Here is a 13,888-nt window from a genome sequence, read left to right as displayed (position 1 = left end):
GCGGCCTATGGCAAGACCTATGGCAGGCGCCCCGTCTTCCAAGGCGCACCGCGCTGTCGTGAAGCGCCGGCGGCCGGCTCAGGCTTCCGGCGCCTCGACGATCGGGTCGTAGCGCGCGGCGTCGAAGCCGAGCAGGTTCCAGCTCTGCGCCATGTGCGGGGGCAGGGGGGCGCTGACATCGATCGGCTGGCCGGTCCGCGGATGCGGGATCACGATGCGGCGGGCGAGGAGATGCAGGCGGTTCTGGATGCCGCCGGGCAGCTCCCAGTTCTCGACATCGAAATATTTCGGGTCGCCGACGATGGGGTGGCCGATATGGGCGGCGTGGGCGCGGAGCTGGTGCGTGCGGCCGGTCACGGGTTTCAAGGACAGCCAGGCGAGCTTCTGGGCCGCCTGATCCACGGTGGCGTAGTAGGTGAGGGCGTGGCTCGCCCCCTCGTCGCCGTGCTTGGCCACCCGCATGCGCGCGTCGGCATCGGTCGGCTCGTCCTTGACGAGGTAGGTCGAGACCCGGCCCTGGCGGGTGCGCGGCACGCCCGCCACCAGCGCCCAGTAGATCTTGCGCGCTGCGCGCGAGCGGAAGCTCTTGGCCAAGGTCGCGGCGGCCAGCCGCGTCTTGGCGACGATGAGGCAGCCGGCCGTGTCCTTGTCGAGGCGGTGGACGAGGCGCGGGCGCTGCCCGTCCGGCCCGGTCAGCGCTTCCAGGAGGCCGTCGACGTGGCGCACGGTGCCCGAGCCGCCCTGCACCGCGAGGCCGAACGGCTTGTTGAGGATCATCATATCCGCGTCCTCGTAGAGGATCAGCGAACGCAGGAACTCGGCGTCGCCCGCGACCTTGGTGGCGCTGCGCGGCCTGTCGGCGGGCTGCTCCAGCTTGAGCGGCGGCACCCGCACGCTCGAACCGGGCTCCAGGCGGTCGTTCGGCTTGGCGCGCTTGCCGTCGACCCGCAGCTCGCCCTTGCGGACGATGCTCTGCACGCGGGTGAAGGGAAGCTGGGGAAAGCGCGCGCCGAGGAAGCGGTCGATGCGCATCCCGGCCTCGTCGGGGGCGACGGTGAGGGTCTGCACGCCGCTCGCCAGCGTCGCCGAGGCGGCGGCGCGCTGCTCGCGGCGGGTCGGGCCGGCGGGCGGGGCAGGGGGCTCGCTCCGCGGCGCCTTGGCCGCGGACATCTTGGCACCAGGGGCTTTGGCAACCGGCGGCTTCGCCCGGGTTCGCGGCGCGTCCGGCTTCGGTGCGGCGGCTCTCGGCGCGCGCTGCGGGCGCGGCGCGCTCTCGGGTGCCGTGCCGTCGTCCCACGGCGAGAGGTCGCTGACATCCTCGCCGCGGTTGCGGGCGGCGCGCTGCGCGGCGTCCTTGGCAGATGTGCGCGGTCCCGTGCCGGCGCGCGGCGCGAATCCGCCGGGTCCGCGTTTGGCGCCGGAGCCGCGATGTGGAGGACGTCCCTTCATGCGCCGCTGCTATCATCCTGAGATGACGGCGCAAAGCGCCGGGACCGGTCGGGGGCCAGATTCGCCGGATGGGCCATGCGCGGATCGCAGGTGAATGGTCCGCGCCGGGGCGGACGCGTCAGGCCGCGAGCCGCGCCGCCTCCAAGGTCAGGCCGAGCCCGACCGAGCCGAAGGTGTCGCCGTCGACCACCCGCGCCGTCGGCACGCAGGCGGTCAGCGCCGCGCGCACATGCGGCAGCCCGGTCGAACCACCGGTGAGGAACAGTGCGTCGATCCGGTCGGCGGAGAGCCCCGCCTGATCGAGGCAGCGGCCGATCCGCTGCGCCATGCGCCGCGCGAGGTCATCAGTGTGCCCGGCGAGCCGCGGGCGATCGACGTCGGCCGAGAGGCCCGCCTCGACCCATCCGAGATCGACCGTGCCGGCGCCCGCGTCGGAGGCGGCGATCTTGGCCCCCTCCACCGCCATGGCGAGCGAATGCCCGCGCTCCGCCTCCACGACCGTGCGCAGCCGCGTCACGAGGTCCGGCCGGGCGGCATCGCGCACCACCTCGTCGATCTCGCGCAGAGTCTTGGGATTGTAGAGCCGGTTGATGCTCGACCACGTGGCGAGGTCGTGAAAATAGGCATTCGGCACGGCGAGGTCCGCCCGCTTCATCGGGCTCCCGAGGCCGAGGAGCGGCATCACCGCACCGAGGCTCAGGGTGCGGTCGAAATCGGTGCCGCCGATGCGGATGCCGTCATTGGCCAGGATGTCCTCGGCGCGCTCGTCGCGGCGGTGCCGCTCGGGCGAGAGCCGGACGATGGAGAAGTCCGAGGTGCCGCCGCCGATATCGGCGATCAGCGCGATCTCCTCCGCCGTGACCATGCGCTCGTAATCGAGCGCCGCCGCGATCGGCTCGTACTGGAAGCGGACGTGGCGGAAGCCGATGCCCTCGGCGATCCGCCGCAGCGTGTCCTCCGCCTTGCGGTCGGCCGCCGGATCGTTGTCGACGAAGTGGACCGGGCGGCCATGGACGACGGTGTCGAGTTCGACGCCGGCTTCCGCCTCGCCCCGCGCCTTCACCAGGGTGAGGTAGCGGGCGATGACGTCGCGGAAGCGGATGCGCTCGCGGCCGATCGGCGTCGTCTCGTCGATCAGCGGCGAGCCGAGGACCGATTTGAGCGCCCGCATCAGCCGGCCCGGCGTGCCCTCGACATAGGCCTCGATCGCCGCCCGCCCGATCTGCGCCTCGCGGCCGGGCGCGAAGAAGATCGCGCTCGGCAGGGTGCGGTGCGTGCCCTCCAGCGGCACGAGGACCGGGCGGTCGCCCGCGCCGATCCCGAGGGTGGTGTTGGACGTGCCGAAATCGAGGCCGCAGGCCGCCATGGGGACCGGATCGCTTGCATTCCGAGGGAGGGGGCGGCCCCGTTACGGTCCCCCGCCGAAGAGTGCAATCCCCGAACGCCGCGTCAGTCGTCGCCTACGCCGCCGCGCCGAGATAGCGGCGGCGCAGATGCGCGAGGAAATCGTCCGCGCCGAGCGGCTTGCCGGTCGCCGCGATCAGCAGCTCGTCGGTCTCCATCAGGCTCGCGCGGGCATGGACATTCTCCCGCAGCCAGCCGCGCAACTGCGAGAAGTCGCCCTCGGCCAGGGCCGGGCGAATGCCGGGATGAGCCGCGCAGGCGGCCTTGAACAGCTGTGCCGCGGCCAGCGCCCCGAGGGTGTAGGTCGGGAAGTAGCCGAAGCTGCCGCCGGGCCAGTGGATGTCCTGGAGGCAGCCGTTCCGGTCGTCGGGCACGGTGAGCCCGAGCAGCGCCTTCATGCCGTCGTTGAAGGCCCCCGGCAGGTCTGCGACGGCGAGGTCGCCCGCGATCATCGCCGTCTCCAGGCGGTATCGCAGCAGGATATGGGCGGGGTAGGTCACCTCGTCGGCATCCACCCGGATGAAGCCCGGCTCGACGCGGGTGTAGAGGCGATGCAGGTTCTCCGCCTCCCAGGCCGGACCTTCGCCGCCGAACGCCTCGCGCAGGGTCGGCGCGAGATAGGTGCAGAACTCGGCCGAGCGGCAGGCCTGCATCTCCACCAGCAGCGACTGGCTCTCGTGCAGGCTCATACCGCGGGCCTGACCCACCGGCTGGTGGCGCCACGCCGCCGGGCGGCCCTGCTCGTAGAGCGCGTGGCCGGTCTCGTGCAGCACGCCCATCAGCGCCCCGGTGGCGCTCGCCTCGTCGTAGCGGGTGGTGATGCGCACGTCGTCGGTGGCGCCGCCGCAGAACGGGTGCAGGCTGACATCGAGCCGCCCGCGCGAAAAGTCGAACCCGACGGCCCGCATCAGCCGCAGGCCGATCTCCCGCTGGATCGCCACCGGGAACGGCCCCGGCAGCGGCAGGGGAGGCGCCTGCGCCGCCTGCCGCTCGCGCACCGCGACGACGAGATCCGGCAGGACGGCGCGCAATTCCGCGAAGATCGGATCGATGCGTGCCCGCCGCATGCCGGGATCGTAGCCGTCCAGCAACGCGTCGTAGGGTTCGAGGCCGAGGGCCGCTCCCTTGGCCTCGCCGACGAGCCGCTGCAGCTGCAACACCTCCTCGAGATGCGGACGCAGCCGCGCGAAGTCCGAATCGCGCCGTGCCTCGCGCCAGACCATCTCGCAGCGCGTCGTCGCCCTCGATGAAGCGGCGACGAGATCGCCCGGCACCGCCGCCGCGTGGGCGTAGGCCCGGCGCATCTCGCGCAGGTTCGCCCGCTCCCATTCGCCGAGCCCGGCTTCAGCCTCCGCCGCCTCCAACCGCTCGGCATTGCGCGGATCGGTGAGGATCTCGTGGGCCAGCACGCTGAGTACGGCCATCTGCTCGCCACGGGTGTCGGAGGCGCCGTCCGGCATCTGGGTCTGCGTGTCCCAGCCGAGGATGCCGCTCGCATCCCCCAGGGCGCCGAGCCGGGCGAAGGTGGCGGTCAGCGTCGCGTAAGCCTGCATGATCGGTCGAGATCCTTTCGTGTCGCCGGTGACGGTCAGTCCTCGCCGCGGCGCTCCTGCCGCAGCCGTTCCCAGTAGGCGAGGCGCTCCCGGTAGCGGGTTTCCATGCCCCGGTCGGTCGGCTCGTAGAAGTGCTGGCGCCCGAGCGCCTCCGGCCAGTAATCCTGACCCGAGAAGGCGTCGGGCTCGTCGTGGTCGTAGCGGTAGCCCTCGCCGTAGCCGATCCGCTTCATCAGCCCCGTGGGGGCGTTGAGGATCGTCCGCGGCGGCGCGAGCGATCCGGCGGCCTTCGCCACCCGCGTCGCCGTCTTGTAGGCGGTGTAGACCGCGTTCGATTTCGGCGCGCAGGCGAGATAGACGGTGACCTGCGCCAGCGCGAGCTCGCCCTCCGGCGAGCCGAGGAAGTCGAAAGCGTCCTTGGCCGCGTTCGCCACGACGAGGGCCTGCGGGTCGGCGAGCCCGATATCCTCCACCGCCATCCGCACGAGGCGCCGGGCGATGAACAGCCGGTCCTCGCCCGCATCCAGCATCCGGCAGAGATAGTACAGGGCCGCGTCGGGATCGGAGCCGCGCACGGTCTTATGCAGCGCGGAGATGAGGTTGTAGTGCCCCTCCTGCGCCTTGTCGTAGATCGGCGCCCGGCGCTGCACGAGGGTCTGGAGCTTCTCCGCGTCGAGGATCTCCCCGGGGCGGGCCGAGCGCCAGACCTCCTCCGCGAGCGTCAGCGCGGCGCGCCCGTCCCCGTCGGCCATGCGGACCAGGGCCGCGCGCGCTTCCTCGTCGAGGGGAAGGGGCTGGCCGTCCATCTCTTCGGCCCGGGCGAGCAGCCGGGCGAGCGCGGTCGAGTCGAGCGCCCGGAACAGCAGCACCCGGGCGCGCGAGAGCAGGGCGGCGTTCAGTTCGAAGGAGGGATTTTCCGTCGTCGCGCCGACGAGCGTGACGGTGCCGTCCTCCATGACCGGCAGGAAGGCATCGAGCTGGGCGCGATTGAAGCGATGGATCTCGTCGACGAACAGCAATGTGCCCTGACCCGTCGCGCGGCGCTTGCGGGCCGCCTCGAACACCTTCCGCAAGTCGGCGATGCCGGAGAAGATCGCCGAGATCTGCTCGAAATGCAGGGCGGTCTCGTGGGCGAGCAGCCGCGCCACGGTGGTCTTGCCGGTGCCGGGCGGTCCCCAGAACACAAGCGACCCGAGCGAGCGCGAGGCGAGCAGCCGCGTCAGCGCCCCGTCGGGTCCGGTCAGGTGCTCCTGGCCCACGACCTCGGCGAGCCGGCGCGGGCGCAAGCGGTCGGCGAGCGGCCGTGGCGCGCCCGTTTCGAGGCCGGCGGAAACGAACAGGTCGGACATGCGTGGCATGAACACCGCAGCCCCATCCGTCCGCAAGAGCCTTGACGGTCGGAGGCCCACTTCCCCCGCTGAGCCGGCTTGTGGGCTCGCTCGCCGCGTGCTAGGGCGCATCCCGTCGTCACGACACCTCTGCGGAGAGGTGGCAGAGTGGTTGATTGTACCGCACTCGAAATGCGGCATGGGTGCAAGCCCATCGGGGGTTCGAATCCCCCCCTCTCCGCCAAGTCCCACTGATCTCATTGCAGAAATTGGCGCAGAAGACGGCCTACCCCACCATCTACCCCACCAGGGTGAGATGGCAGGCCTGAGATGGCGGACGCGAGCCCCACCGTCGGCGAGCTTTTCAAGGCCAAGGCCGTCACCGACTCTGAGGTGAGCGCGGCGGTCGAAGCCTACCTCGCTGATCCTGAGACGCACGCACACCTGATAGCGCAAGGCTACAGCGTCGATCTCGCCGCAGCGGTCATCGGACACGCTTGGGCGCATCACGTTGTCGGTCTGATCGAGTCGAGCCAATCACTGAAGCGCGGGGCCGTACGCACCGCGATCCTGCTCGCGCGGGCGCGGAAGGCGTGACGCGAGGCGTCTAGCGACCTTGCCGCGTTCGGGAGATATGCCAGCGGATGGTGAAGCGCACGACGCCCCAGACATCGACCTCCGCCAGTTCCTCCAGCGCGTAGACGGGAAGGTCGGCGTTGTCGAAGGCGAGGCGCGTGCGGTGGCCCTCCACGACCATGCGTTTAATCGACATCTCGCCATCGACGGCCGCGACGACGACGCTGCCGTGGCCGGGCTTGAGGGTGCGGTCGACGCAGGCGAGATCGCCGTCGAAGATCCCGGCATCGCGCATCGAGTCGCCGGCGATGCGCCAGAGGAAGGTGGCGGGCGGGTTCGGCACGAGCCAGCGCGGCAGCTCCAGCGCGTTCTCGACGAAGTCATCGGCCGGCGAGGGAAATCCAGCACAGAGCGCTGGGCCCATCAGCGGCACACGAACTGTGGAAAAACCTTCCGATGGCAGCTCCGCGACCGTGTGCAGCCTCACCCAAGCCCCCATCTGCGTTAGAACAGATGAAGAACAAACAGCACCTGCGCTGCCGGTTCAATCGAGTTGGCGGACCAAGCGCAAACGGCTGTGTTCGCCTGTGGATAACGGGGACGGAGGGGTGATGATGATGTCGCAGGAGCGCCGCCACTTCCACTGCACGGACGGCCTTGATGTCGTCTTTGACCTGAAGGGGCGAATGGTGGCTGATGAGGAGGTGCGCTTGGTCTGCGCGAGCGTGGCGGCCGAGCTGATGCAGGGGTGTGCTGCTACGATCGATTGGTCAGCCTGGATCGTCGACGTGCACGACGCCTACGGTCAGCACGTGATGACGTTCGGCTTTGACGAGATCGCGAACGAGGTCGGCTTTCTGCCGGCTCTGGCAGCCTGAGGAGAGCACCATGGCGATGAAGACGACCTACCTCGTGCAGACCTTCGTGCTGAAGCGGAAGCGGCTGGTGCCCGGCGATCGGCAGGCGTCACCGACGAGCAGCGGGGCGATGAAGCGGGCGGAGGCGATGGCCGCGCGGATGCCCGGCACGGCCGCCCTGCAGATCGTCGCCGACGATGAGACGGGCGAGCTCGAAAGCGCGACGATCCTCGGCCAATACGGCGAGGTGCCGGACGACTTCGCCGAGAGCCTGCAGGCAGCCTGACCATGCGCACCATCATCGAGATCCACAACGGCAGCGCCGCGGCTATCAGCGGCGGTGGGGAGGTTCTGGCCGACCTCTTGGGCCGAGCTCTGATGACCGGCAGCGACGCGGCGTGGGACAAGCTGCGGCCCTACGGGATTTCGCGCATCACAGAGCGACACCCGACCGAGCCGACGAAGGTGATCGTCGGCGAGCGTGAGATCGAAGTGCGATGACCGACGACGAGAGTTCTGCCGCCGAGATGCGCGGCCTTCTCGGCTTCGCCCGCGGTCTCGGCCTGGACGAGGCGACCGTGCGGGAAATCTACGAAGCCGTCGGGCAGGAAGCTGCGCCGGCCGGCGTCAACGCAGCAGCCAAGTGCCGACGAAGCACAGAGCGGCAGAGTAGACGGGATGCCCTTCCTCATCCGTCACTAGCACCGTGATGGTTTGGCGCTCGCCATCCTTCGGAACCTCGTATTTTGCGATCTCAGGCAGCAGGAGCTTGGCCTCCAGAGCAGCGGCCTGCACATCGTCACAGAGAGTACCTTCGTCGTCGCGCTCGTTGCGACCGTCATGGATGTCGAAGAAGAAGCGAGGCACACGGCACTCCACGCGTGAGGCGGGAGCACATCTGTCTCTCAAGCGCGGAACGCCAGGGGTTAGGCCGCGACGTCATCAAGCTAGAACGCAGCCTGAGCGCTGGCCATAACATAGACGTCGCTTGATGGCTTTGCCGTCGAGCGCTGCTGCCCTACGCCTCGGGCTGCCGTATGTGCGGGCGAGATAGCCGCGTGGGCCGCCGGCGTCAGCGTTGACGACCGCATGGACGAGGTTCGGAAGCGGATGCTCGCAGCGGCGCACGCAGTCTAGAACAAAAACCCCGCGCCGGCGGACCGGGCGGGGGCTGAAATTGAGCGAGTTTAGCGGGAAGCGGGCATAACTCGCGGGCTCACCCCGGCGCTGCCCATCCGAAATGAAGCGCGCCCGTCCGCCATCGGTCCCCGATATAGAAGCGAGTGCGCTCGATCGCCGGGCCGATGTCCGCAGAGGGTGGATTTCGTTGAAAAACTCCCAGGTAACGTCTTAGGCGTTGCCCAGGGCTGGTCGTCGGAGAATGTTTTCCTCCCGTCGGCCGTTCGATACCACAACTGAAGCGCGTTATCGGCGAGACAGTAGTAGAACTTTCTCCAGCGGGCGCGTCTCTCGGTGCTGTTTCGGGCCGGCCCCGAGTTTTCAACGAAATCGGTGGTAAGCAGGCATTCGGCCGAGAAGTCCCGACAGGCGGCTTCTCCGCTTACAGCAGACCTTCGGCGAGCGTGCATCACTGAGCGCTCCAGGACGCTGGCGTCGAGGATGCTATGCGAGCCGGCTTATGATCCAAGCCTGTGCTTCAGCAAGGTCGGCGAAGAGGGGAGGATTCGGATCGTCCACTCGCCCGAACCCAGCCTCCAAGAACCACTTACCCGCTTCCGACCCGTGCTCGTCCGAAAGGTGCACCAGTACCGCAACAAGGAAGCCCTCTTGGAACACAAGATAGCTCTCTTGATCGTCGCTGCCCGTAGCGATCTGTACGGGCTGTAGGCGCAGGTTCATGCGGTGGCTCGGTCACCCAGGTGCAGGTAGTTGGCCCTGAATTCGGCCAGCGCCCGCAGGCGGGCGTAGTCGAGGATCTTCAGCCGGCCACCTCGAAGTTCAATCAGCCCGCCCTGCCGCAGTTCCCTCAAGGAGCGGTTGACGTGAACGGAGGTGATACCGGTGGTGTCGGCCAGATCCACCTGCGTTAGCGGCAGCGGGTAACTGTCTCCGGGTGCAAGCCCGGCTGCCTGAAACCGCAGAAGAAGCTCGCAGAACAGGTGCGCCAACCGCTCCACGGAGGAGCGCCGGCCCAGGTTCATCAGCCACTCACGCAGGGTCGCTTCGTCCACCAGCGTGTTCTTGCGCAGCGCTAGGGCGATCTGGGGACGGTGCTCCCGCAGATCGGCGATCACCTCGGGCGCGAGGTGCACGACCTGGCAGGCTGAGAGCGTAGTGATGGAGTGGTCCATCTCGTCCAGGAGCGCCACGTCAAGATCACACAGATCGCCCGGCAGAAGGTAGGCGTTGATCTGGCGTGCGCCGTTCGCCCGGAGCTTGTGGCGGCAGGCAAGGCCCGACAGCACTAGGAACACGCCGTTGGGCTTGTCGCCTTCCCGCACGAGATACGTGTCCGGCGGGACGATCCGTGGGTTTGCGCAGATCTGCTCCAGCAGAGCACGATCCGTATCCGACAGAAGCGCGAACCTCTCCAGCTTGCGGGTGAGCGGATTGGCGCCGCCCACGATTTGCGTAATCGGGTTGGTAGGGGTGGCACTAGCTGCTTCCTGTCTGACGGCCGCAGCGGTCAGCGACAGCTCGTCGAGGACCGATACCACGTCGTCGGGCGGAGCCGGCTTGATGATCCACGTGACATCGCGGAAGGCAACGGCGAGCGGCTCGTCCTGCCGGTAGCCGGAATGCACGAGGAAGGGCACACCGCGCTGCCGCAGGGCATGCACCAATTCGGCGCAACGCTTATCCCTAAGGGCGATGCCAATGACGGCAAGGGTGGGCGTCTCCTGCTCCAGCAGGTTCAGCGCCTCAGCCGCCGTGGCAGCTGGCCCGAGCACACGGTAGCCTGCCTGCTCCAGACTATCACTAAGGTCCATGCCCACCAGCGGAAACTCTTCCGTCAGCAGGACCGAGAGTTTGTGATTGAGGCTCATCACGGACACATTGCTGACTATGCCACTCGCCTTCTCATCGAAGCAAGGCCCACCGATGAAGGTTAAGCCTCGATCCAAACGAATAGAATACGGCCGTGTTCCTTGGTCTGGTACCTGACCATTCGCTACGTCTGACGCCGGACATAAGTCCGCCGTTTCGTTGAAATGGCAGGCGGTACGCGCCAGATAATCATCATCGCTTGCCGGTTGGTCCGGGCGCAGGCGCTTGGGAGACAGCGTGTGCTCTTGCCCCAAACGGGAGCAGAGTCGTGTCTCAGCCTCAGCAAACAGCCGTCCGCAATCGCCTGCTTGGTGCGCTCACACCGGATGCCTTCGCCCATCTCGCACCTGTCCTGGAAGCGGTGCCGATCGGAATGACCGAGGTCCTGATCGAGGCCAACCAGCCGATTGCTTACGCCTCCTTCATCGAAGACGGACTCGTGTCCCTGATCTCGAACACTGCCGAAGGGCGTATTGAGGTCGGCCTAGTCGGCTACGAGGGACTGATCGGTGTGCCGCTCCTGCTCGGGACCAACCGCACGCCGCATGTCGCGATGGTGCAGGCTGGTGGCAGAGCCTTGCGCATCGGTGTGTCTGAGCTACGTGCGGCAATTGACGCGAGCCCGGCACTGCGTGGGGTGCTAGGGCGTTATGTACAGAGCCTGATTGTGCAGGTCGGGCAGACAGTGCACGCCAACGCCGATCTTCAACTTGAGGCTCGCCTCGCGCGCTGGATCCTGATGATGCATGACCGTCTGGCCAAGGACGAGTTGCCAGTCACGCATGATTTCCTGTCGCTCATGCTTGGCGTGCGTCGCCCTAGCGTGACGACCGCCACGCACATCCTGGAGGGTGTCGGCATGATCCAGAACCGGCGTGGGCGCATCTATGTCCGCGATCGCGAGAAGCTGCTGGATCTGGCCGGTGATGCCTACGGCTTGGCCGAGGCCGAGTACGAGCGGCTGCTCGCGGAGGCCTGAATCCTGCCGCGCTTCTTCCTCAACATACGCCGGCAGGGCGTGCTGATCCGCGACGAGGAAGGCGATGAGCTTCCCGACCTTGAAGCGGCGCGAGCACTGGCGTTGAACACCCTGCGTGAGATGATGCGGCTACCCCACATCTATGGCCAGCCGCGTGAGTGGAAGCGCAACGTCTTCGTCATCACGAACGAGGCTGGTACGGTACTGGCCGAGGTGCCCTACGATGCGCTGCTGTGACCCTGACGCACCTCAAGCCGTGCGGCGCAGGGGGCTGATCAGACGTGCGTACTCGGCCTCGGCAGGCCCGTAGGCCTCGCCGGCAGCCTCCTCCAGGCCCGCACGGTTGAGTACAATGACGCGACCGCGCCGTGCCTGGATCAGCCTAGCACCTTCTAGCATCTGCAGCGCCACAGTGACGGTCGGTCGGCGCACCCCGAGCATCAGCGACAGGAACTCGTGCGTGATCGAGAGTTCATCTCCTTCTTGCCGATCATGGTACATCAGCAGCCAGCGAGCGAGCCGCTCCTCGACCGGCGCGCTCGCGTTCGCCAGAGCCGTTTGAGCTGTCTGGATCAAGAAGGTCTGAACGTAGCACAGCAAGAGGCTGCGAAGCGTGGGGCTTGCTTCGAAGGCCTGTCTGAGTGCGTCGGCGCTGATCCGGTGACCATGCCCACCCACCTGCATGAAGATCTGATGTGGGATGCGATCTGAGCCAAGGACCAGGGACGTCCCGACAAAGCCGTCGCGGCCTACGAGGCCGATCTCGGCACCGCTGCCAGACTGTGAGTTGGCCACAACCGAGCCGAGACCCTGCTCGGGAAAGAAGGCGTGACAGATCGGCTGGTCCGGCTCGATGAGCACGGTTCCAAGCCGTAGACCGACCGGTTCCAAGTGGGGGCTCAACGACGCGAGGTCATCCTCGGCAAGGCTAGCCAGCAGGCGGTTGTGGTAGAGCAAGGCGGTCGACAAGGGCAGCAGCTTGAATTGGAGCAGAAGCACGTCTGTGCCGCATACCTGATCGGCCGCCGAAGGCGACCAGATTGTGCACGAATGAAGAGAAGGGTCAGGAAGCTGACTCTTCGACCGAGCGTCTGACGAACTGAAAGAGGCCGTACCTAACATAAGATGTCGAGCCTGAGTTGGGCAGGTTTGCAAAGATCAAAATGTTATGTCAGGTAGCGTACATAATGCGCGAGCCACGATGTACACGATCGGCTGCCTTGGCCCTGGTGGCCCAGTGACGACCCTGCACAAAACAGCAAGCGAGGCGATGCTGGAGCTCTACGATCTGCGGCGTACAACCGCGACCGAGCTCCGCGTCACCGATGCCGCGGGCCAAGTGCTGTCTGAAGTGCAGCTCATTGTTCTGACGCTTGTGGAGCGCCTGACGCTTGTCCCAGAGCTTAATACCGACAACTGCGACAAATCTTAAAGCGGATGCTTTGCTAAAGTCTGCTTTCGTTATGTTCCACTAGAGCCCGGTCCTGGTGGTACATCACACAAGACCTTGCGGCTCGCCTCAAGCGAACGGTTCAGCATCTTGGACCGCCTCGCCCCTTCTAAGCGTCAGAGACCATCCGAGCAGCGAAGCTCATCTGCTGCCGCTAGCATTGCCCCATGGACGCCTGCTTTACCTCCGCCAGCGGCCCTTCCTTAGTAACGCATCGCACGGCTTCTCAGGGTGGTGAGCGGAAGTGAGCATACGACCCGAAACCGGACCTTCGGCTTTGCACGCCATCGCGGCCATTCAGCTGGCTATGACGTCGTTCCGTAAGCACACGCGACCGGCGAGGGTCGACGACTTGTATGAGGGCAGTCTGTGGCATTGGCGATCCGATCGTGAACATAGTCGCAAATCGCCTGCACACGCGCCCAGCCTGGCGGTAGGTACCCGAACAGATCCCACGCGATCGATCTCACAATAGCGGCTGCCGGGGAGGAACAGCACGGTGTCCGACGGCAGTTTCTCGATGGCGGTCTTCTGAGCGTCGAACTCCTGCGTTTCGCCGCTGCCATGGTCCCGCATGACACTCGCGCAACGATGCGTGATCAGTCCGACTCGTTCAGGCCAACCTCAGGCAGAGGTGCTCTCCGGCGAGCCGGCATATAGCTCGTCAGAAAGCACCCGGAGTACTTCGGCAGATCAGAAGTCCATGCCGCCCATTCCGCCCATGCCGCCAGCAGGCATGGCAGGAGCGTCCTTGCGCGGAGCCTCGGAGATCATCGCCTCCGTGGTCACGAGTAGGCCGGCGACCGAAGCTGCTCCCTGGAGCGCAGCGCGGACAACCTTGGCCGGGTCGACGATGCCGGCCTGGAGCATATCGACGTACTCTTCGGTCTGGGCGTTGAAGCCGTAGGTCGAAGAGGAATTGGCCAGGATCTTGCCGACCACGATCGAACCCTCGACGCCCGAGTTCGAAGCGATTTGACGGATCGGGGCCTCGAGAGCCTTCAGCACGATCTTGATGCCGGCCTGGACATCTGGGTTGTCGTTTGAAAGACCCTGAACGGCCGCCTTGGCACGCAGGAGCGCCGTGCCGCCGCCCGGGACGATGCCTTCCTCGACCGCCGCGCGGGTGGCGTGCAGCGCATCGTCGACGCGGTCCTTCTTCTCCTTCACCTCGACCTCGGTCGAACCGCCGACGCGGATCACCGCGACGCCGCCCGCGAGCTTGGCGAGACGCTCCTGGAGCTTCTCACGGTCGTAGTCCGAGGTGGTCTCCTCGATCTGCG

General features: G+C 67.1%; 16 protein-coding genes and 1 tRNA gene. 8 read left to right on the top strand and 9 right to left on the bottom strand.

The features are described from left to right. Positions 1-78: 78 nt before the first annotated feature. The 4 genes from ABS772_RS15045 to ABS772_RS15030 form a co-directional block, all read right to left on the bottom strand. Positions 79-1,449, bottom strand: a complete 1,371-nt coding sequence (locus tag ABS772_RS15045) for an RluA family pseudouridine synthase (protein WP_350395664.1) — start codon at positions 1,447-1,449, stop codon at positions 79-81. A gap of 118 nt (positions 1,450-1,567) precedes the next feature. Beyond that, positions 1,568-2,815 carry an Hsp70 family protein gene (locus ABS772_RS15040; protein WP_350395663.1) on the bottom strand — a complete coding sequence of 416 codons (1,248 nt, stop codon included), beginning with the start codon at positions 2,813-2,815 and terminating at the stop codon, positions 1,568-1,570. Positions 2,816-2,909: 94 nt separating this feature from the next. Next, positions 2,910-4,406 (bottom strand): carboxypeptidase M32, encoded by a 1,497-nt coding sequence (locus tag ABS772_RS15035; RefSeq protein ID WP_350395662.1) that lies wholly within the window; start codon positions 4,404-4,406, stop codon positions 2,910-2,912. Between the two features lie 35 nt (positions 4,407-4,441). Further along, the gene (locus ABS772_RS15030; RefSeq protein ID WP_350395805.1) at positions 4,442-5,755 is read right to left on the bottom strand and encodes a replication-associated recombination protein A; all 1,314 of its coding nucleotides are present in this window, start codon (positions 5,753-5,755) and stop codon (positions 4,442-4,444) included. Positions 5,756-5,888: 133 nt separating this feature from the next. Here ABS772_RS15030 and ABS772_RS15025 point away from each other — a divergent pair. Both ABS772_RS15025 and ABS772_RS15020 read left to right on the top strand, forming a co-directional pair. Further along, a tRNA-Ser gene (locus ABS772_RS15025) sits at positions 5,889-5,978 on the top strand. 86 nt (positions 5,979-6,064) lie between these two features. Further along, a complete protein-coding gene (locus ABS772_RS15020; protein WP_350395661.1) occupies positions 6,065-6,331 on the top strand; it encodes a hypothetical protein in 267 nt (88 codons plus the stop codon). Between the two features lie 10 nt (positions 6,332-6,341). Here the strand turns inward: ABS772_RS15020 and ABS772_RS15015 are convergent, their stop codons facing one another. Then, the gene (locus ABS772_RS15015) at positions 6,342-6,734 is read right to left on the bottom strand and encodes a LexA family protein (protein WP_350395660.1); all 393 of its coding nucleotides are present in this window, start codon (positions 6,732-6,734) and stop codon (positions 6,342-6,344) included. A 187-nt stretch (positions 6,735-6,921) separates the two neighbouring features. Here ABS772_RS15015 and ABS772_RS15010 point away from each other — a divergent pair, with 187 nt between their 5' ends. Genes ABS772_RS15010 through ABS772_RS15000 form a run of 3 tightly spaced genes read left to right on the top strand, consistent with a single transcriptional unit; the run spans position 6,922 to position 7,668 of the window. Further along, positions 6,922-7,188: a DUF6894 family protein gene (locus ABS772_RS15010; RefSeq protein WP_350395659.1), complete on the top strand. Its 267-nt coding sequence runs from the start codon at positions 6,922-6,924 to the stop codon at positions 7,186-7,188. 10 nt (positions 7,189-7,198) lie between these two features. Next, positions 7,199-7,453, top strand: a complete 255-nt coding sequence (locus tag ABS772_RS15005; protein WP_350395658.1) for a hypothetical protein — start codon at positions 7,199-7,201, stop codon at positions 7,451-7,453. A gap of 2 nt (positions 7,454-7,455) precedes the next feature. Continuing rightward, positions 7,456-7,668, top strand: coding sequence for a hypothetical protein (locus ABS772_RS15000; protein ID WP_350395657.1), 213 nt, complete (start codon positions 7,456-7,458; stop codon positions 7,666-7,668). A 126-nt stretch (positions 7,669-7,794) separates the two neighbouring features. On the opposite strand, the gene ABS772_RS14995 is transcribed toward ABS772_RS15000, so the two are convergent. Both ABS772_RS14995 and ABS772_RS14990 read right to left on the bottom strand, forming a co-directional pair. After that, the gene (locus tag ABS772_RS14995; protein ID WP_350395656.1) at positions 7,795-8,034 is read right to left on the bottom strand and encodes a DUF6894 family protein; all 240 of its coding nucleotides are present in this window, start codon (positions 8,032-8,034) and stop codon (positions 7,795-7,797) included. A gap of 989 nt (positions 8,035-9,023) precedes the next feature. Then, positions 9,024-10,175 (bottom strand): helix-turn-helix domain-containing protein, encoded by a 1,152-nt coding sequence (locus ABS772_RS14990; protein ID WP_350395655.1) that lies wholly within the window; start codon positions 10,173-10,175, stop codon positions 9,024-9,026. A gap of 269 nt (positions 10,176-10,444) precedes the next feature. On the opposite strand from ABS772_RS14990, the gene ABS772_RS14985 reads away from it, so the two are divergent. Continuing rightward, positions 10,445-11,155, top strand: coding sequence for a Crp/Fnr family transcriptional regulator (locus tag ABS772_RS14985; protein ID WP_350395654.1), 711 nt, complete (start codon positions 10,445-10,447; stop codon positions 11,153-11,155). Next, positions 11,156-11,392: a DUF6894 family protein gene (locus ABS772_RS14980; RefSeq protein WP_407942995.1), complete on the top strand. Its 237-nt coding sequence runs from the start codon at positions 11,156-11,158 to the stop codon at positions 11,390-11,392. It begins immediately after the preceding gene. Between the two features lie 12 nt (positions 11,393-11,404). On the opposite strand, the gene ABS772_RS14975 is transcribed toward ABS772_RS14980, so the two are convergent. Further along, positions 11,405-12,154 carry a Crp/Fnr family transcriptional regulator gene (locus ABS772_RS14975; protein ID WP_350395652.1) on the bottom strand — a complete coding sequence of 250 codons (750 nt, stop codon included), beginning with the start codon at positions 12,152-12,154 and terminating at the stop codon, positions 11,405-11,407. A 202-nt stretch (positions 12,155-12,356) separates the two neighbouring features. On the opposite strand from ABS772_RS14975, the gene ABS772_RS14970 reads away from it, so the two are divergent. Then, complete coding sequence (locus ABS772_RS14970) at positions 12,357-12,587, top strand: hypothetical protein (protein WP_350395651.1); 231 nt, start codon at positions 12,357-12,359, stop codon at positions 12,585-12,587. A gap of 711 nt (positions 12,588-13,298) precedes the next feature. On the opposite strand, the gene ABS772_RS14960 is transcribed toward ABS772_RS14970, so the two are convergent. Then, positions 13,299-13,888: TCP-1/cpn60 chaperonin family protein (locus ABS772_RS14960; protein ID WP_350395650.1), on the bottom strand; the 590-nt coding region annotated here is incomplete at its 5' end.

It is taken from the genome of Methylorubrum podarium (assembly GCF_040270385.1).
Lineage (GTDB): Bacteria > Pseudomonadota > Alphaproteobacteria > Rhizobiales > Beijerinckiaceae > Methylobacterium > Methylobacterium podarium.
Note: the sequence above shows the minus strand (reverse complement) of the source record. Positions and strands in the feature narration are given on the sequence as shown.

Bases quoted from the DNA above. Each gene is read 5' to 3' on its own strand.
- ABS772_RS15045 (WP_350395664.1), bottom strand. From the start codon at position 1,449: ATGAAGGGACGTCCTCCACATCGCGGCTCCGGCGCCAAACGCGGACCC.
- ABS772_RS15040 (WP_350395663.1), bottom strand. From the start codon at position 2,815: ATGGCGGCCTGCGGCCTCGATTTCGGCACGTCCAACACCACCCTCGGG.
- ABS772_RS15015 (WP_350395660.1), bottom strand. From the start codon at position 6,734: ATGGGCCCAGCGCTCTGTGCTGGATTTCCCTCGCCGGCCGATGACTTC.
- ABS772_RS15030 (WP_350395805.1), bottom strand. From the start codon at position 5,755: ATGTCCGACCTGTTCGTTTCCGCCGGCCTCGAAACGGGCGCGCCACGG.
- ABS772_RS14970 (WP_350395651.1), top strand. From the start codon at position 12,357: ATGTACACGATCGGCTGCCTTGGCCCTGGTGGCCCAGTGACGACCCTG.
- ABS772_RS14990 (WP_350395655.1), bottom strand. From the start codon at position 10,175: ATGAGCCTCAATCACAAACTCTCGGTCCTGCTGACGGAAGAGTTTCCG.
- ABS772_RS15000 (WP_350395657.1), top strand. From the start codon at position 7,456: ATGCGCACCATCATCGAGATCCACAACGGCAGCGCCGCGGCTATCAGC.
- ABS772_RS15005 (WP_350395658.1), top strand. From the start codon at position 7,199: ATGGCGATGAAGACGACCTACCTCGTGCAGACCTTCGTGCTGAAGCGG.
- ABS772_RS15020 (WP_350395661.1), top strand. From the start codon at position 6,065: ATGGCGGACGCGAGCCCCACCGTCGGCGAGCTTTTCAAGGCCAAGGCC.
- ABS772_RS15035 (WP_350395662.1), bottom strand. From the start codon at position 4,406: ATGCAGGCTTACGCGACGCTGACCGCCACCTTCGCCCGGCTCGGCGCC.
- ABS772_RS15010 (WP_350395659.1), top strand. From the start codon at position 6,922: ATGATGATGTCGCAGGAGCGCCGCCACTTCCACTGCACGGACGGCCTT.